At 38.0% G+C, this 26589-nt stretch carries 32 protein-coding genes, 1 tRNA gene, 1 other RNA gene and 1 other annotated feature; of the genes, 3 read left to right on the top strand and 31 right to left on the bottom strand.

Annotated features, from left to right (window positions below):
* The first annotated feature begins 5 nt into the window (after window positions 1-5).
* The gene (locus tag K5Q13_RS06860; protein WP_220740968.1) at window positions 6-1148 is read left to right on the top strand and encodes a trans-sulfuration enzyme family protein; all 1143 of its coding nucleotides are present in this window, start codon (window positions 6-8) and stop codon (window positions 1146-1148) included.
* A 10-nt stretch (window positions 1149-1158) separates the two neighbouring features.
* Entirely contained in the window at window positions 1159-1704 is a 546-nt protein-coding gene (epsC, locus tag K5Q13_RS06865) for a serine O-acetyltransferase EpsC (RefSeq protein ID WP_220740969.1), read from the top strand.
* Between the two features lie 68 nt (window positions 1705-1772).
* Here the strand turns inward: epsC and proC are convergent, their stop codons facing one another.
* The 29 genes from proC to K5Q13_RS07010 form a co-directional block, all read right to left on the bottom strand.
* Complete coding sequence (gene proC / locus K5Q13_RS06870; RefSeq protein WP_220740970.1) at window positions 1773-2540, bottom strand: pyrroline-5-carboxylate reductase; 768 nt, start codon at window positions 2538-2540, stop codon at window positions 1773-1775.
* 85 nt (window positions 2541-2625) lie between these two features.
* Entirely contained in the window at window positions 2626-3270 is a 645-nt protein-coding gene (locus K5Q13_RS06875) for a deoxynucleoside kinase (RefSeq protein ID WP_220740971.1), read from the bottom strand.
* Between the two features lie 69 nt (window positions 3271-3339).
* On the bottom strand, window positions 3340-4098 hold the full coding sequence (locus K5Q13_RS06880) for a M15 family metallopeptidase (RefSeq protein ID WP_220740972.1): 759 nt from the start codon (window positions 4096-4098) through the stop codon (window positions 3340-3342).
* Window positions 4099-4240: 142 nt separating this feature from the next.
* Window positions 4241-4313 (bottom strand) — tRNA-Lys (locus tag K5Q13_RS06885).
* A 110-nt stretch (window positions 4314-4423) separates the two neighbouring features.
* A complete protein-coding gene (gene galE, locus K5Q13_RS06890; protein ID WP_220740973.1) occupies window positions 4424-5416 on the bottom strand; it encodes a UDP-glucose 4-epimerase GalE in 993 nt (330 codons plus the stop codon).
* Window positions 5417-5457: 41 nt separating this feature from the next.
* Window positions 5458-6195: an acyl-[acyl-carrier-protein] thioesterase gene (locus K5Q13_RS06895; protein WP_220740974.1), complete on the bottom strand. Its 738-nt coding sequence runs from the start codon at window positions 6193-6195 to the stop codon at window positions 5458-5460.
* A gap of 37 nt (window positions 6196-6232) precedes the next feature.
* Entirely contained in the window at window positions 6233-7111 is an 879-nt protein-coding gene (rsmI, locus tag K5Q13_RS06900) for a 16S rRNA (cytidine(1402)-2'-O)-methyltransferase (RefSeq protein WP_220740975.1), read from the bottom strand.
* Window position 7112: 1 nt separating this feature from the next.
* The gene (locus tag K5Q13_RS06905) at window positions 7113-8036 is read right to left on the bottom strand and encodes a DNA polymerase III delta subunit-related protein (RefSeq protein WP_220740976.1); all 924 of its coding nucleotides are present in this window, start codon (window positions 8034-8036) and stop codon (window positions 7113-7115) included.
* Window positions 8036-8365: a cyclic di-AMP receptor DarA gene (darA, locus tag K5Q13_RS06910; protein WP_220740977.1), complete on the bottom strand. Its 330-nt coding sequence runs from the start codon at window positions 8363-8365 to the stop codon at window positions 8036-8038. Before darA ends, K5Q13_RS06905 begins: the two co-directional genes overlap by 1 nt.
* Window positions 8366-8370: 5 nt before the next feature.
* Window positions 8371-9015, bottom strand: a complete 645-nt coding sequence (gene tmk / locus K5Q13_RS06915) for a dTMP kinase (protein ID WP_220740978.1) — start codon at window positions 9013-9015, stop codon at window positions 8371-8373.
* A 39-nt stretch (window positions 9016-9054) separates the two neighbouring features.
* Window positions 9055-9321, bottom strand: a complete 267-nt coding sequence (locus tag K5Q13_RS06920) for a YaaL family protein (protein ID WP_220740979.1) — start codon at window positions 9319-9321, stop codon at window positions 9055-9057.
* Window positions 9318-9923 (bottom strand): recombination mediator RecR, encoded by a 606-nt coding sequence (gene recR, locus K5Q13_RS06925; protein ID WP_220740980.1) that lies wholly within the window; start codon window positions 9921-9923, stop codon window positions 9318-9320. Before recR ends, K5Q13_RS06920 begins: the two co-directional genes overlap by 4 nt.
* Window positions 9924-9962: 39 nt before the next feature.
* Entirely contained in the window at window positions 9963-11705 is a 1743-nt protein-coding gene (gene dnaX, locus K5Q13_RS06930; RefSeq protein ID WP_220740981.1) for a DNA polymerase III subunit gamma/tau, read from the bottom strand.
* A gap of 110 nt (window positions 11706-11815) precedes the next feature.
* Window positions 11816-11909, bottom strand: an RNA gene (gene ffs / locus K5Q13_RS06935) — signal recognition particle sRNA small type.
* Between the two features lie 19 nt (window positions 11910-11928).
* Entirely contained in the window at window positions 11929-12447 is a 519-nt protein-coding gene (locus K5Q13_RS06940; RefSeq protein WP_220740982.1) for an HD domain-containing protein, read from the bottom strand.
* A 67-nt stretch (window positions 12448-12514) separates the two neighbouring features.
* Complete coding sequence (tadA, locus tag K5Q13_RS06945; RefSeq protein ID WP_220740983.1) at window positions 12515-13018, bottom strand: tRNA adenosine(34) deaminase TadA; 504 nt, start codon at window positions 13016-13018, stop codon at window positions 12515-12517.
* Window positions 12996-13637 carry a class I SAM-dependent methyltransferase gene (locus K5Q13_RS06950; RefSeq protein WP_220740984.1) on the bottom strand — a complete coding sequence of 214 codons (642 nt, stop codon included), beginning with the start codon at window positions 13635-13637 and terminating at the stop codon, window positions 12996-12998. Before K5Q13_RS06950 ends, tadA begins: the two co-directional genes overlap by 23 nt.
* Before the next feature lie 131 nt (window positions 13638-13768).
* The gene (gene rplL / locus K5Q13_RS06955; RefSeq protein ID WP_220740985.1) at window positions 13769-14134 is read right to left on the bottom strand and encodes a 50S ribosomal protein L7/L12; all 366 of its coding nucleotides are present in this window, start codon (window positions 14132-14134) and stop codon (window positions 13769-13771) included.
* Window positions 14135-14172: 38 nt separating this feature from the next.
* Entirely contained in the window at window positions 14173-14733 is a 561-nt protein-coding gene (gene rplJ, locus K5Q13_RS06960) for a 50S ribosomal protein L10 (protein WP_220740986.1), read from the bottom strand.
* Window positions 14734-14760: 27 nt separating this feature from the next.
* Window positions 14761-14877 (bottom strand) — a sequence feature (ribosomal protein L10 leader region).
* Window positions 14878-14918: 41 nt separating this feature from the next.
* The gene (gene rplA, locus K5Q13_RS06965; protein ID WP_220740987.1) at window positions 14919-15611 is read right to left on the bottom strand and encodes a 50S ribosomal protein L1; all 693 of its coding nucleotides are present in this window, start codon (window positions 15609-15611) and stop codon (window positions 14919-14921) included.
* On the bottom strand, window positions 15611-16075 hold the full coding sequence (rplK, locus tag K5Q13_RS06970; protein WP_220740988.1) for a 50S ribosomal protein L11: 465 nt from the start codon (window positions 16073-16075) through the stop codon (window positions 15611-15613). The genes rplA and rplK overlap by 1 nt, the downstream gene beginning before the upstream one ends.
* Window positions 16076-16203: 128 nt before the next feature.
* A complete protein-coding gene (nusG, locus tag K5Q13_RS06975; RefSeq protein WP_220740989.1) occupies window positions 16204-16833 on the bottom strand; it encodes a transcription termination/antitermination protein NusG in 630 nt (209 codons plus the stop codon).
* A 138-nt stretch (window positions 16834-16971) separates the two neighbouring features.
* Window positions 16972-17145, bottom strand: a complete 174-nt coding sequence (gene secE, locus K5Q13_RS06980; RefSeq protein ID WP_220740990.1) for a preprotein translocase subunit SecE — start codon at window positions 17143-17145, stop codon at window positions 16972-16974.
* A 13-nt stretch (window positions 17146-17158) separates the two neighbouring features.
* Window positions 17159-17308 carry a 50S ribosomal protein L33 gene (gene rpmG / locus K5Q13_RS06985; RefSeq protein ID WP_220740991.1) on the bottom strand — a complete coding sequence of 50 codons (150 nt, stop codon included), beginning with the start codon at window positions 17306-17308 and terminating at the stop codon, window positions 17159-17161.
* A 54-nt stretch (window positions 17309-17362) separates the two neighbouring features.
* Window positions 17363-17953 carry a TetR/AcrR family transcriptional regulator gene (locus K5Q13_RS06990; protein WP_220740992.1) on the bottom strand — a complete coding sequence of 197 codons (591 nt, stop codon included), beginning with the start codon at window positions 17951-17953 and terminating at the stop codon, window positions 17363-17365.
* A gap of 97 nt (window positions 17954-18050) precedes the next feature.
* Window positions 18051-19595, bottom strand: a complete 1545-nt coding sequence (locus K5Q13_RS06995; protein WP_220740993.1) for an ABC transporter permease — start codon at window positions 19593-19595, stop codon at window positions 18051-18053.
* A 144-nt stretch (window positions 19596-19739) separates the two neighbouring features.
* On the bottom strand, window positions 19740-20288 hold the full coding sequence (gene hpf / locus K5Q13_RS07000) for a ribosome hibernation-promoting factor, HPF/YfiA family (RefSeq protein ID WP_220740994.1): 549 nt from the start codon (window positions 20286-20288) through the stop codon (window positions 19740-19742).
* A gap of 81 nt (window positions 20289-20369) precedes the next feature.
* Window positions 20370-21044, bottom strand: a complete 675-nt coding sequence (locus K5Q13_RS07005; protein ID WP_220740995.1) for a ComF family protein — start codon at window positions 21042-21044, stop codon at window positions 20370-20372.
* Complete coding sequence (locus K5Q13_RS07010) at window positions 21041-22318, bottom strand: ATP-dependent helicase ComFA (RefSeq protein WP_220740996.1); 1278 nt, start codon at window positions 22316-22318, stop codon at window positions 21041-21043. The genes K5Q13_RS07005 and K5Q13_RS07010 overlap by 4 nt, the downstream gene beginning before the upstream one ends.
* 17 nt (window positions 22319-22335) lie before the next feature.
* On the opposite strand from K5Q13_RS07010, the gene K5Q13_RS07015 reads away from it, so the two are divergent.
* Window positions 22336-22971, top strand: a complete 636-nt coding sequence (locus K5Q13_RS07015) for a YigZ family protein (RefSeq protein WP_220740997.1) — start codon at window positions 22336-22338, stop codon at window positions 22969-22971.
* A 294-nt stretch (window positions 22972-23265) separates the two neighbouring features.
* Here the strand turns inward: K5Q13_RS07015 and K5Q13_RS07020 are convergent, their stop codons facing one another.
* Together K5Q13_RS07020 and K5Q13_RS07025 are read right to left on the bottom strand one after the other, a co-directional pair.
* Window positions 23266-24237, bottom strand: coding sequence for an aldose epimerase family protein (locus K5Q13_RS07020; RefSeq protein WP_220740998.1), 972 nt, complete (start codon window positions 24235-24237; stop codon window positions 23266-23268).
* Between the two features lie 56 nt (window positions 24238-24293).
* Window positions 24294-26552, bottom strand: a complete 2259-nt coding sequence (locus K5Q13_RS07025; RefSeq protein ID WP_220740999.1) for a glycoside hydrolase family 65 protein — start codon at window positions 26550-26552, stop codon at window positions 24294-24296.
* Window positions 26553-26589: the final 37 nt, after the last annotated feature.

Raw genomic sequence — 26589 nt, forward strand, 5'->3', positions numbered from 1 at the left:
ATAAAATGAAATTTAATACAAAACTTATCCATGGCGGCGTTAGCATTGATGAAGCTACTGGTGCAGTGTCTATTCCTATTCACATGGCTTCAACATTTAAACAAAAACATATCGGTTCATCAAAATATGAATATTCTCGTTCTGGTAACCCCACACGTGAAGCAGTTGAAAAATTAATAGCTGATTTAGAAGATGGTGATGCTGGTTTCGCCTTTGCATCAGGTTCAGCAGCCATTAGTACTATTTTTTCACTATTTTCAAATGGTGATCACATTATTGTTGGTAATGATGTTTATGGTGGTACATTTCGACTCATTGACAATGTTTTAAAACGTATGGGTATGACATTTACAACTGTAGATACTCGTGATCTTGAGGCTGTTTCAGCAGCTATTCAAGCTAATACAACTGCTATATACCTTGAAACACCAACAAATCCTCTGTTACGTATCACAGATATTGCAGCTATCGCAAAGATAGCGCAACAACATAATCTACTCAGTATTGTTGATAACACTTTTGCAACACCATATATCCAAAAACCGATCGCATTAGGCATTGATATTGTTGTTCACAGTGCCTCTAAATATCTAGGCGGTCATAGTGATCTCATCGCCGGACTGGCCGTTACAAAAAATGCTGAATTAAGCGAAAAACTTGGTTATTTACAAAATGCAATCGGTGCCATTTTAGCACCACAAGAAAGTTGGTTGTTACAACGCGGTATTAAAACCTTGTCATTGAGAATGCAACGACACCAACAAAATGCACAAACCATCTTTGAATATCTTAATCAACAGCCGTTAGTGGCTAATATTTACTTCCCTGGAAACCCAGATAATTCTGACTTTTCATTAGCCAAACAACAGATGGCTGGTTTTGGTGCAATGATTTCATTTGAATTACAGCCAGGTATTGACCCGGAAAAATTTGTTGAAAATCTCAAGCTAATCACTTTGGCTGAAAGTTTAGGCGCACTAGAAAGTTTAATTGAAATACCTGCAAAAATGACACACGGTGCAATACCTCGTGATATCCGTTTAGCTAATGGTATTCAAGATGAGTTAATTAGATTATCCGTAGGTGTAGAAGATATTGATGATTTAATTACTGACTTGGATCAAAGCTTTAAGCAACTCAAATCATAATGGAGAAACCATGTTTAACACTGCCAAGGCCATACTAAAACGAGATCCTGGGGCACATAGTTTGATGATAGTTATTTTAACTTATCCAGGACTCCATGCCCTAGGATATCATCGCCTATCTCATTGGTTACATATACATCACCATCCACTATTAGCCGCACTTGTCGCCCGTTGGTCAGCGCAACGAACAGGCATTACAATTGCACCTGGCGCAAAAATTGGTCAGCGCGTTTTTATAGACCATGGTATAGGTGTCGTTATTGGAGAAACCGCAGTCATTGAAAACGACGTGACTATTTTGCATGGTGTGACATTGGGTGCACGAGGATCAATAGATAGTCCTCGTCATCCCCATATCAAACATCATAGTTTCATCGGTGCGCACGCTCAGATTTTAGGGGCTATTACTATTGGCCACCACAGTAAAATAGGTGCTAGTGCAGTCGTTCTAGATGACGTGCCAGATTATACGACAGCTGTCGGTAACCCCGCACATTTGGTCAAACATGTACTAGTTGATAAAAATCTCAGGCTTTACAAAGCCATATCAAATTAACATCAAAATGATATAATATTTTTTTATCATATGATTAAATAAGCGTTTATAACCTTTGATTGAGTGACTTATAAGTGTTTGTGTTCTATAGTTGCTTTAATCGCATGAGACACTACATGATCAAAATTTTGATCATTAAAATCATCTAACCCGGCTCTGGTTGATCCGCCTGGTGATGCAACTGCGTTTTGCAATTCTTGTGCTGTCTGTGATGATTTCAACAGTGTTGTAGCAGATCCTAAAACCGTTTGTGTCGCAATTTTTGTTGCCAATGCTGCTTCTAAGCCATTATCAATCCCTGCTTGTGCCAGCGCATCAATAAATTTGAATACATACGCTGGTCCAGAACCTGCAATTGCTGAAAAAACCGGAAATTGTGATTCTGCTAATGCCACAGAATCACCAAGATAATCTGAAAATATATTAAATATTTTATCGTTTGTGCTTGTTAACGTTTCTTTGGCAAAAGCTGTAAGTCCCTGATTATTTGCAACATTGACATTAGGTAAAGTGCGTACAATTTGAGTTGTACCTGTCGCAGCTACTAATTGGGCAACATTAATGCCAGCTAAAACCGAGACCACTAATTTATTGTGAAAATCTACGTTTGCTGTGATATTGTCTAATTGATTAGGTAAGAAGGCAAGCACAACTAAATCACTTTCGTCAATTAATTGTTGCACTGGTAGTGCTACTACGCCCCATTTTTCACTCAATTTAGCAGCAGAACGTGGTGAGGATACTGCAATATCACTGGGTAAAATATTCTTATGAATTAAACCTTGTATCATTGCTTGTGCCATACTACCTGTACCAATAAAACCGTATTTTACCATTTTTATCCTCCAGCTCATTCAAACATCATGAGTCTTTATTATTTTAATTAACGAAAAGCGATGAGTTATAATCACTCATCGCTTTTTATTTTTCATGAACCTCTGATAACTTCGCATCAATCATATCTAGAACTTTATCACGAGCCTCATCATCCATAACAAAGTCAAAACGATCCCCATCAATTTGTACCTTTGGTGAACGATCATATGATTCAAACCATGCATCGTAACGTTTATTTAATTCTTTATAGTATTCATACAAATCAGGATTTTCCGCAACCTGTTCAAATGACCGTCCGCGCTTTTCAATACGTTCAAGCATTGTTTCAAAACTGACACGTACATGAATTAACAAGTCTGGGTTTTTAATATCATTAACCCCATCAATATCGGTCATCATATTATCAACTAACGACTTATAGATATCTACTTCAGTTTGGGTCGCACGATTAAGATCTGCAGTTAATTGGAACAATAATGCATCTTCATAAATTGAGCGATCTAAAATATTATTTGTCCCTGATTCTTGAGCAGATTTTATTTGTGCTAAACGCTTATTTAAAAAATAAATTTGAAGTAGAAAACCATATTTTTTAGGGTTTTCATAGAATAATGGCAGAATTGGATTATCATCGACACTTTCGTAAAATGCCTTCGAATCTAAATGTTTCGCCAACGTCTGTGTTAAACTTGTTTTGCCAGCGCCGATAGTGCCTGATAATACAATCATGCCTTTTCTCCTAATTTCAGTCAATTTAATACACATATAGTATATCAAAAATCACCATGTTTTTCAGTGCTAATTTTTATCTGCTTTTTGCAGTTCATCAATATATGCTTCTAATGTTAAGTGATGTTTTGTTATATATTTAGCGTTTGCTTTACCAACGTAACGAAAATGCCAAGATTCGTAATCAATTCCTGTTTGTGAACGTGCTATTGGACTCGCTAAGTAACGTAAAATAAAACCATAGTCCGGTGCATGTTTAATCAACCATTTTTGTGATTCAAATTCATCCATTTGAGCCATTAATGCAGGATACTTTGCTAAAGCATCTTTTCCTGCTAGATCAACCGCCAACCCTGTTTGATGCTCTGAAGAACCCGGTGTTTGAATAACACTCTGTGTTAAATTCTTAGCATCATTTTCATTCATACCATTAGCCTCATTTTGTGTTAAAGAGTTATTATACACCTGCGTTTGATACTGAATTGAACGATATCCTGAGACTAGCGTTGTCGTATAGCCTGCTTTTTGAGCACCATCTCTAAAATTAGCCAGTGGTTTTTCAATTCTTTTATCCAGCTGTACCCCATCAACTGTCGCCTTGTTAAAACTAATTTCTGACGTATGACTATGTTGCTTGTTTACCAAAATCAATTGCCAATCAGATGGCTTAGCGCCTCCTGGTAAACTATTTTTGTTCGTCTGCCTGACTTTTTTTTGTTCACCAACTTGCTTGTTAGTTTTTGAATGATGGGTGCCCTGAAACAGTATCACTAAGATCACACCAAAAACAATCACAATGCCGGCTATTAACTTCGAACGTGTTTTCATAACAATATTCCCCCCAATATAATCACTATGGTTATCTTACCATGATGTATTCAAAATAACGCAATATTTTAACGTATTATGGCTTAGTTGCTCAACATTTCCGACAAAAAAACCAATGCAATCACTGCATTGGTTTTTTTAGTGGACAGCCAGGGGCTCGAACCCTGGACCCACGGATTAAGAGTCCGTTGCTCTACCAACTGAGCTAGCTGTCCATTTGTCGCTTTCACAACAAAAATTAGTATATCATGTATTTGTTATTTGTGCAATAACTGAATTAAAAAAGCGATAATAATTAAAGCATATTATCACCTACTGTCATGATCTATTTATCACTATAGCCCGTTGGGTGGTTTTTATGCCAATTCCAAGCTGTCTTAATAATATCTTGGACATTATCATATTTTGGTGCCCAACCCAAGACATCACGAGCTTTATCTGAATTAGCAATTAAAATATCTGGATCACCGGCACGACGTGGACCAATTTTGGCTGGAATATCAACGCCTGTTGCCACACGCGCAGCTTCAACCATTTCCTTAACTGAAAAGCCAGTGGCTGAACCTAAGTTAAATTGGTTCGAGTCATTACCATCTGCCAAATACTGCAAAGATCGAATATGTGCATCCGCCAAATCCAAAACATGCACATAATCACGTACATTGAAACCATCTGGTGTGTTGTAATCATCACCAAACATTTCAATATATTCACGTTGTCCAAGACCAGCTTGCAAAATGATTGGTACAAGATGTGTCTCTGGTTTATGATCTTCACCGATTGTGCCATCTTCAGCCGCACCAGCAACATTAAAGTAACGCAATGCAACCCATTTCACACCATCCGCTTGATCAGACCATGCCATGATTTTTTCCATCATAAGTTTTGATTCGCCATAAGGATTGATTGGGTTCTGTGGATCAGTTTCCTTAATTGGAATGTTCACAGGGTTACCATAAGTCGCTGCTGTTGATGAAAAGACAATCTGCTTCACATCATGTTCCTTCATCACTTCAAGTAACGAAATCATGCCACTTGTATTGTTGTCAAAGTACTTCAGTGGATTAGCCACTGACTCCGGTACGATAGAAAAAGCAGCAAAATGAACAACCTGCTCAATATTTTCGTGATCAAACACTTCTGATAATGCCGCTTTATCACGAATATCAACCTGATAAAACTTGGCAGCAGGGTTTACTGCTTCACGATGACCAGTAAACAACGCATCCACAACCACAACTTCACGACCAGCTTCCACCAGCCTTTTAACCATGTGTGAACCTATATATCCAGCGCCACCTAATACTAATACTGACATAGCAGGTACTCTCCGTCCTAAATTTATACTTCTAGTTTACACTAAATCGTCGTGTGACGCCACTTAAACTCGGCTTCTGCATTGACAACGTCATCGACCATAATACGATGTTTACTAAAATTATCTTGCAACACGACTTGCGATTGAACCATATGACCCAAGCGCACCTCTGCTTCATACTTTAAATTAAGATAGGTAATTTCATGTGTTGATAAAAAATTTGGTGATAAAACATCCTGCATCCATTCAAAATATTTAGAATTATTGACATGTTTGTTGGCATCGATATCAAGATATCTGACATGATAGCTCTTTTCTTCAAATACCTCATCAACACCAACTGCTGTGGGTTTGGCAATACGTGGGATCTGCTTAACTCGCTCAGCTTGATATGCGTCAACTATATCTTGTGGCAATCGTGCCATTCGTCGGTTATCAATATCTATCATCGTCCAAATAGATTTAACATGAATAATCTCATGTCCTTGACTATCAAAAAATGTAAATGGTCGACTAACAAAAAAAGGATTGTACTTAGCGGCAAAAGTCTTAATTGTAATTTCTTCATTAATTTCTGGTCGTCTAACAATATCAACTTCGTACTGTAAAATAACCCAACCCAATCCACGACTCATATATGACTTTGGCCCAACACCTAATGTATCGCTTTGCTTTTTTGATGCGAGTACCGCCCAATTTAGAATCATTGGCAGTGATAACTTTCCAGTTGTGTCAGCTTCGTAATATTCAACATGGCGTTTAATCTCAAATGTCCGCATATCCATCCCCTTATTTAAACATATCTACTCTAAACGACTAATCATCAATCCCATGATAATCTGAGTAAACTGACTGTCGATCTAATCCGCGCAATTTAGCAATTTGTTTAATCGCAGCATTAGGCTTCAAGCCTCTATTAATCAGGTTGTTAACGGCTTCTTGAACAGACAAATTCCGATCATCTAACGCTTCTTCCTTTTCAACAACGCCTTGATAACCGGCAATCATCATAACAAATTCACCACGTATTTCATTATTTTGTGCCCATTCAACTAGTTCCTTCGTTGTTCCACGAAGAAATTCTTCATAGCGTTTGGTCAATTCGCGAGCAAGTACAACACGTCGTTCCTCTCCCATTATTTTTTGAATGTTTTCTAATGTTTTTTTGATACGATGGGGTGATTCATAAAAAATAATGGTATCTCGAATTGTTGATAACTGTTGTAATTCTGCTATTTGATCACTACTCTTTCGCTGTAAAAAGCCATAAAAATAAAATGGCTGTGGTACCAGCCCACTAGCAATAAGGGCAGTTATTCCTGCTGTTGCTCCTGGAATAGGGACAACTGTTAGACCAACCTCAACAGCTGCAGATACAAGTTCTTTACCTGGATCAGAAATAGACGGCATACCCGCATCGCTAACTTGCGCAATATTTTTACCGTTTTGCAAATCTATAATAATGCTTTGAAGTTTATTCTGCCAATTGTGCTCATGAAAGCTCGTTTGTTTTGTTTTAATATCAAAATGATTAAGAAGTTGTTGCGTATGGCGTGTATCTTCAGCTGCAATTAGGTCAACCTGTTTCAGTGTTTCAATGGCACGTGGTGTCATATCCTGCAAGTTGCCTATTGGTGTTGGTACTAAAAATAACGTTCCTGTCTCACCCTGTTCAAAACTTTTTTGTTGCTGCATGTTATTCTCCTAATGCAATTGTCACGTCGAGCACAATTTTTTCAAGTCGTGCTTGTAGTGACACGTTTGTTTGCCGTATTTTATCATCGAAAAAAATAGCATCACTTGCATCAACTAATTGCTTTTTATTGTAGCGTTGTACTAAAGTTTTGTACAGTCCAACTAGTTTGGGAAACAACAACATATCATCAGGAATTTGTCCATAAACGACGGTATCCCTAGATAATTGATGAAGCCAGACTAAAAACAACTGTTGTTGCTTATTATCTTTTAATTGATTAACAAGTTTTGTTTGTACGTAGACAAAAGCTTCAATACGGCGTTGCATCAGTAATTCAAACCATTTAAATAATAGTAACTGTGTTGCCTTGCGCCACTCTTCATCAACAGTATCAGTAGAATTATCTAGTGTTATTTCGGGTATTAAATGAATAATCTGTGCACGTGACTGAATGGTTGTCATTACTTCATTCAAATTTTCTGCCAACATAATAATCAGTTGTGGACCCGTAGGTTCCTCAATAAACTTTAGTAAAGCATTTCCTGACTCTGCTTGAAGACTTTCTACAGCATCAAAAACAAAAATTTTTTGATTACTCTCTTGAGCAACCGTTACAAATTCTGGTTTCAAGGACCGAATTTGATCAACTTTCCAAGTGCGGTTTGTCCCACTACCACTTTTGGGTAAGCTAGGTCGCGTTATCTTGACATCTGGGTGATCGCCCTCAGTAATTCTGATAATATTACGATCAGTTGCGCCAATCAGTTGCCAAGCTAAGTATTGCGAAAAAGCCAGCTTTTCTGGCTGGCTTGGTCCGACAAACAAATATAAGTGACTTAATTGTTTTTTTTCAATTAAAGACACAAAACGTGATACTTGTGTTGGGTAAACTAATTTTGCAATTGTTGTAAAATCTGACTGCATTAGAATTGATGGAATGATTCGATACTCTGAGTGTATACTGTTGCACCGCCAACCTCAACTTCAACTGGATACGCACCAACATGTGCACCACCAGCATCTAAACTTACCGGCGGTACCATATATTGCTTCCGCTTTTTAGAAACAGATTGAATAATATCAAGTACTGCTTGCACACGTTCATCTTCTATTGCTATCAAAAATGTCGTGTTCCCTGATCGTAAAAAGCCACCAGATGTTGTTAACCGTGTTGCACGTACATCTGCCTTAACAAATGCATTACTTAATTTTGTTGTATCTTTATCTTGAACAATAGCTGTGATTAATTTCATAAAAATTACCCCTTTCGAGTTTTAAGTAACTCTAACAATAATTCACGTGCATCATCTACGACTTTATCTAATGGCTGTGTCGCATCGATTGTTTTAATTCTATCAGAAGATTGATGTTGTAATTCCAAGTAAGTTTCACGTACTTTTTGATGAAAAGCCAAGTCTTCTTTGTCTAAACGATCAATTTTGCCTTGACGATTAGCCTTGACACGAGATAAACCAAGTTCAGGTGGCACATCAAAATAAATTGTTAAATCAGGCAATAAACCATCAATGGCAAATTGATTAATTTGCCATATATTGTCAATACCCAAGCCGCGTCCACCACCTTGATAGGCTAAAGAACTATCTACATAACGATCAGAGATGACTACTTTACCTGCTTTCAACGCAGGTAACACAATTTCTACCAAATGCTGACGACGCGCTGCAGTATAAAGTAACGCCTCTGTTCGTTCATCCATACCATTATCATCTTCTGGTTGCAAAATAGCACGAATTGCTTCAGATATTGGATTACCACCTGGTTCACGTGTTGTAATTAAATCATCACCTAGTATCGGTTTCAGTTCAGAAATCAACGCTTTTAACACGCTAGTTTTACCTGCACCCTCTGGCCCTTCAAATGTGATAAATAATGGTTTTGTCATGGTTTGTTATACCTACTTTTCGTGTTTGAATGAGTCATATCAGAATTGATTACGGTCTGTTTTCAAAACATGCGTCTGCATATGCCCAACAGTTTTACGACGACGTGCCTCACGATATAGATAATTAAATTTTGCTTTTTGCAGCGCTGTTTGAGACTGAATTAATCGAACATTCACCTGTCCATCTAATAGTGCTTGTTCAGAATTTTGTGCCGTATCCCAGTCTATTTTAGCCTTATCAATCTGAAATACAAGTGCTTGATCGTATTCTTGCCGTAACTCACGTTTTTTTCTACCAAATATCATAATTCTGTTCGTCCTTGTACAGCTTTAATCAATGTTAATTGATCTGCATAGTCAATATCAGACCCAACAGCCAGCCCATGTGCCAACCGTGTGACTTTAATTCCTGCCGGCTTCAAAAGCCTGGCAAGATACATTGCCGTTGCTTCACCTTCAGCAGTAACATTTGTGCCAACGATTACTTCGTTGATTTCTTGATGATCTGATAAACGACGAATGAGACTAGGTAAGTTAATATCTTCAGGTCCAGTACCAGCACTCGGGGAGATAACACCATTTAAAACATGATATAGGCCATGATAATCACGTGTGTTTTCCATCGCCATAACATCACGAGAGTTTTCTACAACAAATATTGTTGACTGATCTCTTGACGAATCACGACAAATAACGCAAGGATTAAGAGTATTTTCCGTAATATTACCACATATATCACAAAATGTCAGATCTTTTTTAGCAGACATTAATGACCTTGAAAAACTCGCCACATCTTCCTCACCCATACCCAACGTATAAAAAGCTAAACGTGTCGCTGTTTTTGGTCCGATACCCGGTAGTTTTGTATAACTATCTATTAATTTTGCAATAGGTTCTGGATAATCCATAGATTAAAAGGCTATACTAGCCTATCCCTTCTTTATTAGTCAATCAATGACAGTGACAATATCATCGCCAAACATTTTTTTTGCTTCTGTCACGACAGGTGATTCGGTTGTTTCCACTTTTGACATTGGCTTTTCGCTTGTTGGCACGGCCTGTTTATTAGTAACATGTGGCAAATCAGTTAATGTTATACGTTGTATTGTACCCGTTTTGAGTTGTGTAACATATGATGCACGTTCCTGATGCCATTCATCTTGAGAGATAAACACCATTTCTGTTGGTAACTGCTGATCGCGCAAAACTGAGTCCAACTGACGTTGCATACTATTATCATATATTGCCTGCTCAAGTAATGCAGGATAGTCAAATGCCAACACCACGCCTTCGTCGCTAGCAGCTACAGGCTCAGCAATTGTCAACATAGCTTGTTGTGAAATATCAAATTGCTTAATCAACGTTGACCATGCCGATTTGATACGGCTAAGTGATTCACGCTTTGCATTTTGTAATACGGCAAACACTGCTTGTTGTCCAGTTCTTACCAACAAGCTGGCTTCTCCAACATCTGAATGTTGATTATTAGTTGCAACTTCACTCTTGTCAGTAACAGGGGTAGCCTCTTGATTTTCTTCACAGACTACCTGTTGCGGCTCTAATACCTGATGTCGATCAACCACATCAATTGTGACGTTTGATTTTTTTGGTATTTCTACGTTTGGTTCTGTAATTGCTTGGCTATGCTCTGATTCTGATATCATACCCAATTTGACAGTCAACAATTCCAAGTAAATATCACTTTGCGTTGTTTGCATCAACTGCTTTTGCGTATCGTCAAGCATAACCATCATTTTTTCAATGTGTTTCATATCGAGCTTTTTTGCTAACAATTGTAAATCTGCTAGCTGGACTGTTGATTTAATTAATTCTGGTGCAAGATTTGCAAGCATAACATCTCGTAACAAACCAAGCAAATCAATCACAAAACGTTGCGCATCTTTACCCTCAATTAAAATACTATGTAGTATTTGTAAGCTTTTAGGTATTTCCCCATCACTAAGTGTCTTAACATAGGACAGGAGTTGTGTTGCTGTTGTTGAACCTGTTACCTGTAGTGCATTATTAGCAGTTACAACACCAGTATTAAATGAAATGACTTGGTCAAGCACTGATAAGGCGTCGCGCATGCCACCTTCCGCAACATTTGCAATAATGCGCAATGCGTCTTCTTCATAATTAATTTGTTGTTTCTCTAATATATCTACCAATCGTTTTTCAATCACTAGACTATCAATGCGTTTAAATTCAAAACGTTGTGTCCGTGACAAAATGGTAACTGGTACTTTTTGTGGTTCTGTTGTTGCTAAAATAAACTTTACATTTGCTGGGGGCTCTTCTAATGTCTTGAGTAATGCATTAAATGCACTATTTGACAGCATGTGCACCTCATCAATGATATAAACTTTAAATTTTGATTCAATGGGGGCATAATCAACATTTGATAAAATATCTCGTATATCTTCAACACGACTGTTCGAGGCTGCATCAAATTCAATAATATCAGGAATTTGAGAATCATCAGTTTCTGAATCTATGCCATTTATTTCACGTGCAAATATTTTAGCTGCAGATGTTTTACCTGTTCCACGTGGGCCGGAAAACAAGTAAGCATGACCTGTTTGATTAGTTTCAATGGCGTTTTTCAGTGTTTGCGTAATAACCTCTTGTCCAACCATATCATCAAACGTTCGAGGTCTGTAAACACGATATAATGCTTGATATGCCAATGTCCCCACCTCCATTATGTTTTGTCACCTTACTGTAAATAACAGTATATCCATGCTTCATTTATACCATAAACCATACGTTACTTACAAAAAAAGACCGCAATGCGGTCAACTATGTACACAAGCACAACATCGAACAACCTTAGGGCTGCTACATTCCTGTCCTGACCCGGTTCGAGAGCCAATGCTTGCCTGCTTTACTATTATATCTAATTTTTAAAATTTACGCAAATACTTCGGCAATTTTTTTAGTCCATTTTGTATGCCATTTAAAATATGACAAATATGCTTTTGGCACCAAGTATTCATTTACCGCAGCAAAATCGTCCACAATTGACACAATCCAGCTCTCACGATATTTTGGCAATGCAATAGTTGCTCCAAACATATGTTTTAAAATAATATCTGCTTCTTTTGCATTAATATGTGTAATTTTTTGTGCATTCTTCAACGCGACACGGGGATGTACATAGGCATGCGATCCCTCTTCAAACTTTGTTACACGCCAATCATAGTAAAACATATCATGCAAAAGACCTGCACGTGCCGTGGCTGTTGCATCAGCACCAATTTTTTTTGCAATAATATAAGACTGATATGAAACTGATATAGAGTGACGTAACCTGTTTGAAAAGTGATGTTGTGTGTACTGTGAAAGTTGTTGCACTTCTTTATGTTGCAATAAATCATCGACAATATTTAAATACTCTTGGTCATTACGCCAAGCATTCGGATCTTGCATGTATGCTATTCCTCTTTTGATTAGTCTTATTATATTATAGTACGAAATGTTAAATAATAATAGTCTATTATTTATTTTCGTTCTTTTTTTTACGACGTAATCGTACTTTTCTAAAGAAGTTTTGCAATAATGCACCGCCCTCTTCACTACGAATGCTCGTATGTACATCGACGCGATGATTTAAACGCTCATCTTCTAATAACCGGTACAACGATCGGGTGCCACCACCTTTAGCATCTTCAGCACCGTAGTAAACAGCCGGAATACGTGCATTTATAATTGCACCAGCACACATAATGCACGGCTCTAGTGTTACAAAAAGAGCCGTGTTTTCTAGACGCCAGGACTTTAATGTTTGATTAGCATCTTCGATGACCAATAATTCTGCATGTGCTGTTGCTAATTGATACGCCTCCCGATGATTATGTGCCCGAGAAATTATTTGGTTATCTTTAACGATAACTGCACCAACTGGCACTTCGCCATCTTTTTCAGCAATTTTTGCTTCATTTAGAGCAACTTGCATAAAATAATCAATTTGATCTTGACTAAATATTGGTTTTTGGAACATATATACTCTCCAAGATATAATATCCCTTGTTTTTATAAATAGTTCTAGCGTTACCAAATGCAATGGTCATATTTTTTTGTGCAGAAGGCGCACCTTGCTTCTTTTGTAGTACTGCTATTAATTTACCACCCGACAGTAAGTGCTTGCTGGCGTCTTGTAACATTGCCGTAACGACATTTTTACCAGCTCGAATTGGTGGATTAACTAATATTAAAGCATATTTATCTGAAATATTATCATATACATCAGATTGAAAAACATTAACTAGCTTAGAAACGTGATTTTGCTCTGCATTTTTACGCGCAAGTTCTAAGGCACGCTCGTTCACATCAACCATATCCACTTCACGTTTAAAAGCTTTTGCGACAGCAACACCAACTGGCCCATACCCCGCACCAAGATCTAGTACTTTTCCTGCTATAAATGTTGTCTTTTTTAATGAATCCAACATCACGCGTGTACCAAAATCAACAGTTGATTTTGAAAAAACGCCACTATCTGTCGTAAAATGTAGATGCTCACCCAGTAAATCAAAATCAAAATTTTGATAATGATGTTCTGAATTAGGATTGGCAGTAAAATACATTTCTCCAGCCACTTTTTTGTTAGATGTGTCCATAATTGCTCCTTTGGTTTATGTACAAAAAAAGAAGTACCGAAGCACCTCTTTTAATATAGTGAATCAATTGTGAAATGAAATAATAATATATTAAGTCAATAACACTGATTCGTAATTTCGAAAAAAAGAAATTACTTCAATGTAACTGCTGCGCCTGTTTCTTCCAAGGCTGCCTTCAATTCATTGGCTGCTGCTTCGTCAAGACCTTCCTTAACGATTGAAGGTGCGTTATCAACTAATGTCTTAGCTTCCTTCAATCCAAGACCAGTTGCTTCACGAACTGCCTTGATAACCTTAACTTTAGCAGTTCCTGCTGAAGTCAATTCTACATCAAAGTCTGTCTTTTCAGCAGCGGCACCGTCAGCACCACCAGCAGCTGCTACAGGTGCTGCAGCTGAAACGTTAAATTCTTCTTCGATTGCTGAAACCAAATCAGCCAAATCCAAGATTGTTGCATCCTTCAATGATGCGATAATCGCGTCTTTATCAAAAGCCATGATTAAATCCTCCAATTTTTTGTATGTTTTTTTTAAAATTATTCAGCATCTGTAGCTGCTTCAGCAACAGGAGCTTCTTCGGTAACAGTAGCAGTTTCGCCACTTTCCTCTTCCAACTTTTCTTGCAAAGCTTTAACAGCATATGCAAATGAACGGATTGGGAATTGGAACTCGGCCAACAATTGTCCAAACAAACCTTCGCGTGATGGCAAAGATGCATATTTGTTAATGTCATCCAAGTTAGCAATGTTGCCATCGACAACACCACCCTTGATTTCCAACTTTTCGTTGGCGTCAGCAAATTTCTTCAAAATACGTGATGGTGCAATCGCATCATCATTTGAGAAAGCAACGGCTGAAGGTCCGGCAAAAATGTCGTTCAATTCAGCAAACCCAGCTTTTTCAGCAGCACGTGTCAAAATTTTATTTTTGATCACTTCAAGTACAACACCTTCTTGACGCAATTGATGACGTAGGTCTGTAGATTGAGCAACTGTCAATCCACGAGCATCGACAACAACGGCTGAAGCAGCGTTTTTGAATTGATCAGCAATTTCTTCAACTTTTTGTGCTTTAACTGCAATAGCTTTTTCACTCATGATATATATTCTCCTTTCATAATATTATTTTGCAAAAGAAATCCCGCGTACCAAAAGACACGCGGGAAAAGTTTTTTAAACTTCCTCGGCAGGATATTAAGGTACAAGTACCACCTGAGTCTTAGGCAAAATGATTTAATTCACTTAATAAGTATATCAAACGAAGTTGATATCGTCAAACAGTTTTATAGTGCATTAAGATCCAATGAAACTGATGGACTAACTGTTGATGAGATAGATGCATGTTCTACATACGCACCCTTAACAGCTGCTGGACGTGCCTTCAAGATAGTTTCAGCAATTGTCTTGATGTTTTCAGCCAACTTACCTTCTTCAAATGACACACGACCTACAGGCACGGCAACGTTTCCGTCACGGTCTGTACGGTATGTTACTTGTCCGCCCTTAGCATCTGAAACAGCCTTGGTAACATCGATTGTAACTGTGCCAGTCTTTGGGTTAGGCATCAATCCCTTAGGTCCCAAGATACGTGCAACACGACCAACTTGAGCCATCATATCAGGTGTAGCGATGGCTGTATCAAAATCTAACCATCCACCTTGGATTTGTGCAACTAAATCAGCAGCACCAACAACGTCAGCACCAGCAGCTTCAGCTTCCTTAGCCTTGTCGCCTTGTGCAAAGACAATAACTTTCTTGTCCTTACCTGTACCATTTGGCAAAACAACAGCACCACGCAATTGTTGATCAGCTTGACGTGTGTCAACATTCAACTTGAAGACAACTTCAACAGATGCATCATAGTTAGCATAATCAATTTCTTTAACTAACGTTACTGCATCAGTTAAAGCATAGCTTTTTTCAGCTTCAACCTTAGCCAAAGCTGCAATATATTTCTTACCATGTTTTTGAGTCATTATTCTGCGTCCTCCTTGATTGCTGTACCTTCAACAGTCAAGTCAACACCTTCAACAGTAACACCCATTGAACGTGCTGTACCTTCAATCATACGCATAGCTGCTGTGATGTCATTGGCATTTAAATCAGCCAACTTGTTTTCAGCAATTGCACGAACTTGATCCAAAGTAACGTTTCCGACCTTCTTGGTATTAGGTTCACCTGAACCTTTACCAACGATCTTACGTAATTGATCAGCAGCAGGTGGTGTCTTTGTAACGAATTCGAATGAACGATCATCGAAAACAGAGATTTCAACCGGAATGATTGAACCCGCTTGATCTGCAGTACGTGCGTTAAATTCCTTTGTGAATTGCGCAATGTTAATACCTGCTTGTCCTAAAGCTGGACCAACTGGTGGAGCTGGTGTTGCTTTAGCAGCGGCAATTTGTAGTTTAACTACTGTTGTAACTTTTTTAGCCACGATTTTTTCCTCCTCGTGTTGTGGTAGACGCAGCTTAAGTGCTGCTCCCACGCATGTCGATGACATACCCATTAATTATACAAAAACATGTTCTAATTAGCAAGTATTTATTACAAATTAATCACTTTTCAGGCGTTGTCCAATACTGTATCAACGTCAGCAAAGTCTAATTCTGTTGGTGTTTCACGACCAAACACTTCAACTGTTGCTTCTAGCGTTTGCTTTTCGGTATCAACAGCTGTCACTGAACCTTCCATACCAGAAAATGGTCCTGCAATAATTTTAACTGTTTGTCCAACTTCAACAGCTAACTCGACAACTTCTCGTGTCACCATGCCCATACGCTTCATTAACAAGTCAACTTCTTCAGGTAACAATGAATTAGGCTTTGATCCAGCACCGTGAGAACCTAAGAACCCTGTAACACCAGGCGTATTACGCACGACATACCAAGCCTCATCAGTCATATTATAATCATGAGGTGTAGCCATTTCTACCAAAACATAACCTGGAAAGTCATTTTCAACAGAAGTTTTTGCTTCACCATCTTGAATTGTTGTTACTTCTTGTTCAGGGACTAAAATACGAAAAATTTGTTCCGTCATGCCCATAGTTTGTGTACGAGATTCTAGGTTCGCCTTAACCTTATGTTCATAACCCGAATAGGTATGAACGACAAACCATGACTTTTCAATATTATCTGTATTAGGTGTCGTTACTTCATCATTTTCTTGTGGTGTTTCATTATTTTCTGACATTATATTAAGCGCTCAAGATTGAAACAAAGATTTGTTTGTTCCTGAGCCATCCCTTCATTATTTTTACACAAAAAAGAACTTCTCCATGGAAGTCCTTGTCGTTAGTAATAGTATACTATATTTTTAATTATTTCGCTATTAATTTATGATGAAATTAAAGCCACTTTGTAAGAGCCAATCAACACCACCCAGAAATAGCGCAAAAATAACAGACACGGCAATCACTGTCACTGTTTCTTTTGATGTTTGTTCTTGTGACAGCCAAGTCACATTTTTCATTTCTGTTGCAACATTTCTAAAATACTTCAGCATGTCTCTATAACCTTTACTTTGTTTGTTGATGCAATGTATGTTTTCCACAAAACGCACAAAACTTTTTAACCGCAAGACGTTCTGTGCGATCCTTTGATAATGTTACTGTATAGTTGCGTGAGCCACAAACTGTGCACGCGAGTGATACTTTTTGACTAGCCATATGTGTTGTCTCCGTTAAATTCTCATTCTAGCATACCATCAACTGGTATAAAACTCAACGTTCCAATACACCATATAATATGAGATCAAGTAATTGTTCGATGCGTTTTTTCATACTCACATCGTTACCTAATTTATGGAAGTCACCAAACAAAGGGGCTAGACTTGTTATGTAAAATGAACTCGCCATACGTGCATCCATGTTTTTTCTCAATTTAACTGCCTCTTTAGCGAAAAATTGTGCAATCGGGGCAACATAATCACGGCCAAAAATAATGCCCAAAGCTTTTTGGTTATCTGATGACAGCGATATAAAACTACTATGAATCAACGTAAAAACATCACGCGGGTGATATGTCACTATAATTTCTGTCATTGCGACAAGTTGGTCGCTTGGTTGATCATATGATTGCTGCAAAACTAGTCGCATACCCTCAGCCACTTGTTTACCCACCCGGTCAATCACTTCAACAAATAATGTCTCTTTATCCCCGAAATAATGGTACAAGGCTGGCTGCGTGATATTTAACATTTTCGTAATGTCACGTGTCGTTGTCTGCTCATAACCACGCGCTAAAAACAATTCCGTTGCAGCTAAAAGGATTCTTTCACGTGTCGCTTCACTTGTACTTGATTTCATTTCCATACTAACAGTTTACACCCTTTTCAGTCATAAAAAAGTATGACTTACGCCATACTTTTAGTGTGCTATTAAATGCTTCTATATTAATACTCATTGCCATTTAATTACTAAGTGTTGCCTTGAAATTTCGCCGCTGTTTTATACGATAATAAGTGACTAATAAAATCGTAAATACTAATAACCATAATACTAATACGATAAGATTTTGTTGTACATCACCACCAAAAATGATCTGATTAATTGCCCGATTAAAGGTAGCTAACGGCCAGACTCTTTGCAATAGACCAAAAAAACCAGTTGTCATAGTGCCAGGTATAGCAATAACTGCAAAAATTGTTTGTAAAGTCATTAATAAACTAGCAAGCCACCAACCTGCTTGACCAAGTACTTGTTTCAAATACCAGACAATGCTCATCACAACCCAAGAAGCCAACAAAGTTGTGCCAGCTACTGCCCAAAAATTTTCGATTGATATCTGCCAAAATCCTGCACCAAATACCATAAGCGCAACAGCGATTGCGCTAAATACGCCACCGATTTGGAATGTTTCCCACCACTGTTCTAGCGCAAATGCTTCTTGTTTAGTCGACTTGACTGGCAACATCAAACCAAATAGAAGTGATAAAATAGTGACCCCAACAACTAATACATTAGGTAAAAAGGATTGCCCATCTTGCTTTATTGGTTGCAGATCTTTAATATTAAAAATCAACGTTTGAGTAAGTGGTGACTGATTGTTACTGGATGTTTGCTGACCAAGCGACTCTTTGAGTTTATCAGCAATGCTCGATTGCCCATTTTGAATATCGTTTGCACTTGACTGAATAATACCAGACTCATCACTCATTGCCTTAACGTTATTCAAATTAGCCACAATACTGTCTACACCGCCAGCAATTGTCGTTTGCATGGTATAAGACACATCGTTAATTTCCGAAGCCATCTCACTTATTTTTTCTGTATCATTTGCACTAATAGCTGCATTAAGTTGTGCGGAATAGTTGGCTAGTTTAGTCGTTTGATCTCGTACCTTATCTTGCAAATCACTTGCTGTCTGTGTATCAACGCCATTCCCCACTGCTTGTAAGTTCACCTGTAAATCTTTTGCTTGTTTTGATAAACTTTGACTTTGGTTGGCTAAACTACTCAATATTGAACTATCGGCTGTCCCTGATATGAGTCGTGTGTTTTCACGATTCAATGCTTGCATTAATTCTGTTTGTATATATTGTGTAGCAATCTTACTTTGTCCACTTGCAACTAATTGCTGTATGCTGATGTTTTTACCAGATTTATTTAAACCTGGTAATTGTCTCGTTAGATTTGCTGGTATAATGACAACAGCACTTACCTCACCATGAGACAGTGCTGTTTCTGCTTTCTGTCTTGTCGCATACGTCACAGCTCGAAACGTCTTTTTTTGACTTAATTCACCTGCAAAATTAGCACCAATGTTTTGTTGTTTTCCGCGATATTGTCCACCTTTATCTAGGTTCACGATTGCCACACGTAACCCATTAAGTTGCTGCGTTTGATAATTTATAGTACCTAAAAATCCCACAACTAATAAGACAGGAATCAACACTGCCAGCAACCATTTTACTAATTGTCTCTTATTTTTTAACAAATTCTGCCAACTTGACATAAAAAACCTCTTCTATTTACGATATTCATTAACTAGCATAACGATAAAAGCGGCATTTGTGACTGACTTTATAAAGTTTTATGACTTTTACAACATTCTTTTGAACATAAAAAAGCCAAACTAACGTTTGGCTTTTACAATAACTTAATTTTCTACAGTTTCAAGCAATCCATATTTTCCATCTTGACGTTTGTAAATAACTGAATCAGTATTTGTTTCCGCGTCCTTGAAGATGAAGAAATCATGTGCCAACAGATCCATTTGCAATGCTGCTTCTTCTGGTGACATAGGTTTCAAATCAACTTGCTTTGTGCGTACAATTTGTAAAGCTTCATCATCAACATCTGCATCTGGGATTTCATCGTTTGAATCAATACCCTTAAAGCCAGTTTCTCGTGACTTGCGATTAATCTTAGTCTTGTACTTACGAATCTGACGTTCCAACTTTTCGGAAACAGCGTCCACAGCAGCATACAAATCAGGATTTGTATCTTCCGCACGTAACACAACATAAGGTAATACAATTGTTACTTCAGCTTTACCAGAATTATCTGATTTATAGGTGCGCAAGTTGACATTAGCACTTGATTTTTCCTCGATGTAACGGTTCAACTTTGTCAAACGCTTCTCCACATATTCGCGAAGTGCATCAGTCACTGCGATATTTTCGCCACGTACATTATAATCTAACATAATTAATTCCTCCATTGAGTTACTAGATTCATTATACCATATGTGTAAGCGTTTTCTGTAAAAACATTTATTTTCTCATATTCATCTTGCTAAAGATATACTTTTCACATTTATAGCGCCTGCACTATACAATAAGTCAGCCGCATGATAAAGCGTATTTCCTGTCGTATAAATATCATCCACTAACAAAACGTGCTTTCCTCGCAAGGATATGCTGCTCTCTTTCAAAGTGAAAGGCTGTTGTCTTAACATGCGTGCTTTACGATTAAATTGAGATTGATGGGATTTTTTTATTGTTGTCACTTGAAGCAATTCTTGATAAATAATGCCTTCAAGTAACCCCGTTGTTTGATTAAAACCACGTGTCTTCATTGTATTTTCACTGACTGGTATTGGTACAATGACATCTTTTGATAACGACTTGATTATCTGAATAAACTTAGAATTAAAAATACCACGTAACTTGTAGTCACCATTAAACTTATATTGTTGCATGAATGAACGCATAGCATCATTATATTGGTACAGTGCTGTGTGCTTAAGTAGTATTTTCCCTTGCTGCTGCCAACGCCGACAATCCCGACATAACTGCGTTGATTTTTGTTGTCTGCCACAGCCTGAGCAGGACATTGTAATGACTGCAAAATCTGATTCACAGGCTTGACATATTAGTTTTTTTTGATTTTTTAGTAGACCCAGTGTTTGTAACAAGGATAATTCATTATCAATATAATTTTGGCACATCTGACAATTCATATATGTCCTCCCAGTCGTCGACCGCGTTGATTCATTTTCTTAATTTGATTTTGTGCAGCAATTACTTTGAGATTGGTATGCCGGATATAAGCTTGAACTAATCCAGTTGGCCTGTCATGATTACGTCCAACACGCCCAGCAATTTGCACTAATGCGTTTTCACTAAAAATAGGCTCATCTGCTCCCAAAATTAAAACATCAATTCCTGGAAATGTCACACCTCTTTCCAAAATAGTGGTTGTCACCAAATATTGAATGTCCTTATCGCGCATTTTTTGTACTTTCTCTTGCCTTTCTGGATCCGAAGCATGTACATAGTCACCAGCAATATCTGGTAAACATTGCTTAATACCCTGATAAACTCGTCTTAAGTCAGAAACCTTTGGCACAAAAATTAAAAACCGCCTATCTTCTTGATAAAATTTTTTTAGCTGTCTTAAAAATTTTGACGGTAACTTCTTCCGCCAATGACCAACGACTGTTGTTTTCAATAGTGGTAATAAATGTTGATGAAATCTGAGGGGTAAATATGATACCGTTAAATCTTTAGATGTTACACGCTTTTGTAATTTTTTAGTTGGTGTCGCACTAAGATAAATTAATGCGCTGCTTGCTTTTCTAGCATGTTTTACAGCATGCACCAGCATTTTATCCCCATCATAAGGAAAACTATCTACTTCATCAACAATTAGTAGATCAAAAGCTGATTTAAAACGAAGCATTTGGTGCGTTGTGGCTAAAACAAGCTGTGTGTAGCGGTAGTCTTCTGTCTGCGCACCATGTAACACAACCATATCTGTCTCTGAAAAGGCAGCGCGAAAACGTGGTGCCAATTCTATAATAACGTCAACTCGTGGTGACACAATCCCTACACGGTACTTTTTCTGCAATGCATGATGAATTACTGGAAATAGCATCTCTGTTTTTCCTGCACCCGTAACAGCCCATACCAGATGCTCTCGTTTGTATAATAATGTTTGAATGAGTTCATCACTGACAACTTGTTGCTGTGCGGTTAATTGCCCTTGCCATGATAAAGCTGCTTTGCCATCAAATTCATTTGGTTCTGGTAAATGCAGCAAGACATCATGTGAACTGACACGTCCCAATGTCAAACATCCGCAACAATAATAATGATTATTCGGTAACTTTTCAGTATTTTTTTGTCCACATCGTTGACAAACGCTATCTATAAAAGTGGGCAACGTGATTAAGTTTTTGGGTCTTGCCTCGATTTTAGGATTAAGAAGTTGACGACCATAATATGCTTTCATACTGTATAATACGATTTATGATCAAATATCTCACAATCGCACCAAATACTTTTACTTGGACACAAGAAATCCAAAAATCACGTTTTATTTTAAATCTTGCACGAATTGATTCTGAAGAGTCTGCGCGTGCATTTATCGATCATATATCTAAAACACATTACAAGGCCAACCATAATGTCTTTGCTTATGTCCTAGGGAACAATGATGATATTAAACGTTATTCTGATAATGGTGAACCAAGCGGAACAGCAGGCATACCTATGTTAGAGGTATTACAGAAAAACGAAGTACATGACGTTGTTGCTGTCGTGACGCGTTATTTTGGTGGCACTAAACTTGGCGCTGGTGGATTAATTCGCGCTTATGCCGGTACCGTAGCTGAGGGTATCAAGGCAGCCGGTCTTGTTGCTCGTTTAACACAACTGCGCGTAACTATCACAATCGATTATAAAAATTCAGACATTTTAACTTATTGGTTAACCAACCATGATTACAAGATTATAGCTACTCAATATGACGTTTCCGTACATACCACTGTTCCCGTGTCAGCCAGTGTAGTACCTGAATTTCAAACAGAAGTAAACAATCTACTCGATGGACATGCAACATTTCAAATTGGTGAAGAAACGTTCTTTGAAATTCCAGTAAAATAGGCTATAATTGAATAGTTATGATCTGCTAGTGTAATGGATCGCACGCAAGATTCCGATTCTTGAAATCCGGGTTCGACTCCCGGGTAGATCATCTTATCCATTGGTATAACGACGTTTACAGATATCTGGAACACTATTATAGTACTGCACACAAAAAGCCCGACTAGATTAATTTCTGGTCGAGCTTTTTGTTTTATTTAATTATAATTGCAAAGCCTTATCTGCGCTAAACCAAACCATTCTGTCATATCCGAATCCTTTAATGTCTGACAATTTAGGCATTTTTACTTATCATCACTTTCTAATGTGATAGGCCACCGTATAAGTTTTCGTATTTTCAGCTGGTAACACGATGTCACCGAAACTGGCATGATTCACAGCATCAGGCAGTGTTTGCATTTCAATAGCCAACGCTGTTTTAATTAGACTATTGTCATCAGGATTAGCAGTGAAGACCACAACACCGTTGCGATCAGAGTCAAGAGTCAATGTCAATTTATCATCAGGTGAAGTCAGTACAATCCCTTCGCCTTGGCGGGTTGAGTCTAGTACCCAAGCGTCATCATAATGTTCTTGTCCCAACGCATGTAAATACGAAAAATCAAATTTGGTATTTTGATTTTCAACTATTTTACCTGTTGGAATCATGTTTCCGTCAACTTCAAGGTGTTGCTGTGAAATAATTTGTAATTTGTGTTTACTGATATCTTGATCTCTGCCAACTAAGTTAAAGTAAACGTGTGTCATAGGATTAAACAATGTATTTTCATTTGAAACACCACTAAATATAATTTCTAGACGATCCTCATCGTTCAGCCGATAAGTCACTTGAGCAGCTAATTGACCGGCAAATTCATCATCAAAGGTGCACGTAAAATTGATTTCCGCCACTGTTCCCAAATTTTTGACCTCACCATGCCAATTAACCGCATTAAAACCATTAAACCCAGAATGTAAGACATTGCCACGATCATTTGGCGTCAATGTAAACTGTGCACCATCAATATTATAGTCAGTTTTTGATAAGCGACCACCAACGCGACCAATTGTATTGCCAAAATGAAACGGATTATCTAAGTATGACGCTAAGTCATCAAATTGCACCAACAGTTCTTGTTTTACACCATCACGTTCAACGGAAAATGATTGCCACGTTGCCCCGTATGAAATCGCAGTAATTCGTGTGTGATTGATATTTTCTAAGGTAAATGCCGTCACAACTTTTCCGTCAGGTAATTGGCCAAAATTCTTCTCTACTACTTTCATGATACCCTTTCCTGCTATACAGCAAATGAGCGATTTCTCGCTCATCATCATGCTTACTATTTTGTCAACGTCACATCTTGACCTAATAAGCCAATCACTAGTGGTTCACCTGAAATCAAGTCAACATGGGCTCCTTGACCATCGACTGTTACTTCCAAAACATGACCGCGGAATACCAAACGGAAGGCATATTTTGTCCAATTTTTTGGTAAGAATGGCTTCAAGTGTAGTTTACCATCACGCACACGCATGCCGGCAAATCCTTGCACAATTGCTAACCACGAACCTGTCATAGCAGTTATGTGCAAGCCATCTGACGTATCATTGTTATAATTATCTAAGTCCAAACGAGCCGCACGTTCGTACATTTCAACCGCTTTATCTTCCATTTGTAAGTCAGCAGCCAAAATTGAGTGAACGGATGGCGACAATGATGATTCATGCACTGTCAATGGTTCATAAAATTCAAAGTTGTTACGCTTTTCTTCTTCTGTGAATGCGTCTGGGAAATAGAACATGGCATGCAATGTATCAGATTGCTTAATATATGGTGAGCGCAAAATGCGATCCCATGACCAATTTTGGTTAATTGGTCGAATGTCTTGTGCCATATCAGCAATTGGTGTCAAGTCTTTATCCAAGAATGTATCATGCTGGACAAAAATATGCTTTTTACCTGTCTTTGTTTCAACATCAGCCTCAGGCAGATACATTTTATCAACAATTTCTTGCCACTTTACTAATTCATCATCAGTCAAAGCTAGCTTATCTTTTTCATCAGAATTGATTTCATCAAGGTGTTCAAGTGAGTATTGCAAAACCCACTTGGCCATCCAATTTGTATAGAAATTGTTATTAACATTGTTTTCATATTCGTTGGGACCGGTAACACCATGAATCATGTACTGATCGTTTCGCGCAGAATAGTGAACACGATCTGCCCAGAAACGTGCGATATTATACAAAACTTGTGCGCCATCACCGTCAATCCATGAGTGATCGCCTGTGATGTTTGTATAATTATAAATCGCATAAGCAATTGTTGAATTACGGTGAATTTCTTCAAAGGTAATTTCCCACTCGTTGTGCGATTCAATACCATCAAAGGTCACCATTGGGTACAAAGCACCTTTTAAACCTTGTTCTTTGGCATTATGGAATGCACCATCCAACTGATCAAAACGATATTGTAGCAATGAACGTGTCACAGACGGATCAGCAACACCGAGATAAACAGGAATGGCAAATGCTTCGGTGTCCCAATAAGTGGCACCACCGTACTTCTCGCCAGTAAAACCTTTTGGTCCGATATTCAAACGTGGATCATTACCATAGTAAGTTGAGAATAACTGGAATAGGTTGAAGCGAATACCTTGCTGCGCTGCGTCGTCCCCTTCAATTTGCACATCAGCTTTTTCCCAACGATTAGCCCATTCCTGCACATGTGCACTGTAAATGTCATCATATGTTTGCGTCCCAATATCTGCAGTTAATGTCTCACCGGCTTTAATCACTTGATCCAAACTATCATAATCACGTGAAGTTGTCACAATCACACGTTTTTCAAAACTTACTGAGCCTTTGTCTGGTATTTCAATATCAAAATAATCAGTCACTTCTTTTTCAGAGTGGTTCACACCATGTTTTTGGCCACCGACAAAACTTTGACGCGCAACAACGCTAAATTGTGGTACACCAAATGTGTTTTCGATTGTTTGCGTAGCGACATATGATGACTCCGTTTTATTGCCAACATCCAAAACTTGCCAGAACTTCTCATCATAGTTAGAGTCCTCGTTGACCACATCAGCGTCAATACTAGCATCAAATCGAATTTGGTGCTTTTGACCATCAGCTGATGATAAATCATAATGAATCACTGCCAATTCCTTAACTGTTGCTGAAACTAGTCGCGTAATACTAAATGTTACGCCAAATACAGTGAAAGTACGCTTCAAGACACCACCTCTCATGTCTAAAGATACTTCAAAATCAGTGATATCATTTTTAGCCAAGTCAACTTGATTACCATCTACATGAATATCTGCTTTGACATAATTCAAAGCATTGATTGCCTTACCAAAATAAAGTGGATACCCATTTTTCCACCAGCCAACACGTGTTTTGTCTGGAAACCAAACACCACCAACGTATATACCTTGATGCGTGTCACCAGAGTACACCTCTTCAAACATACCACGCATACCCATGTATTCATTACCCAAGCTTGTCATAGATTCTTGGAGACGCTTGTCTTCAGGATTCAAATCATGTGATGTGACTGTCCAAGGATCAACTTCAAAAATTCGCTTCATAAGAATTTTTACCTCTTCAATTTTTCTGATTTTTAGC

This window comes from Leuconostoc miyukkimchii (assembly GCF_019656055.1).
Taxonomy (GTDB): Bacteria; Bacillota; Bacilli; order Lactobacillales; family Lactobacillaceae; genus Leuconostoc; species Leuconostoc miyukkimchii.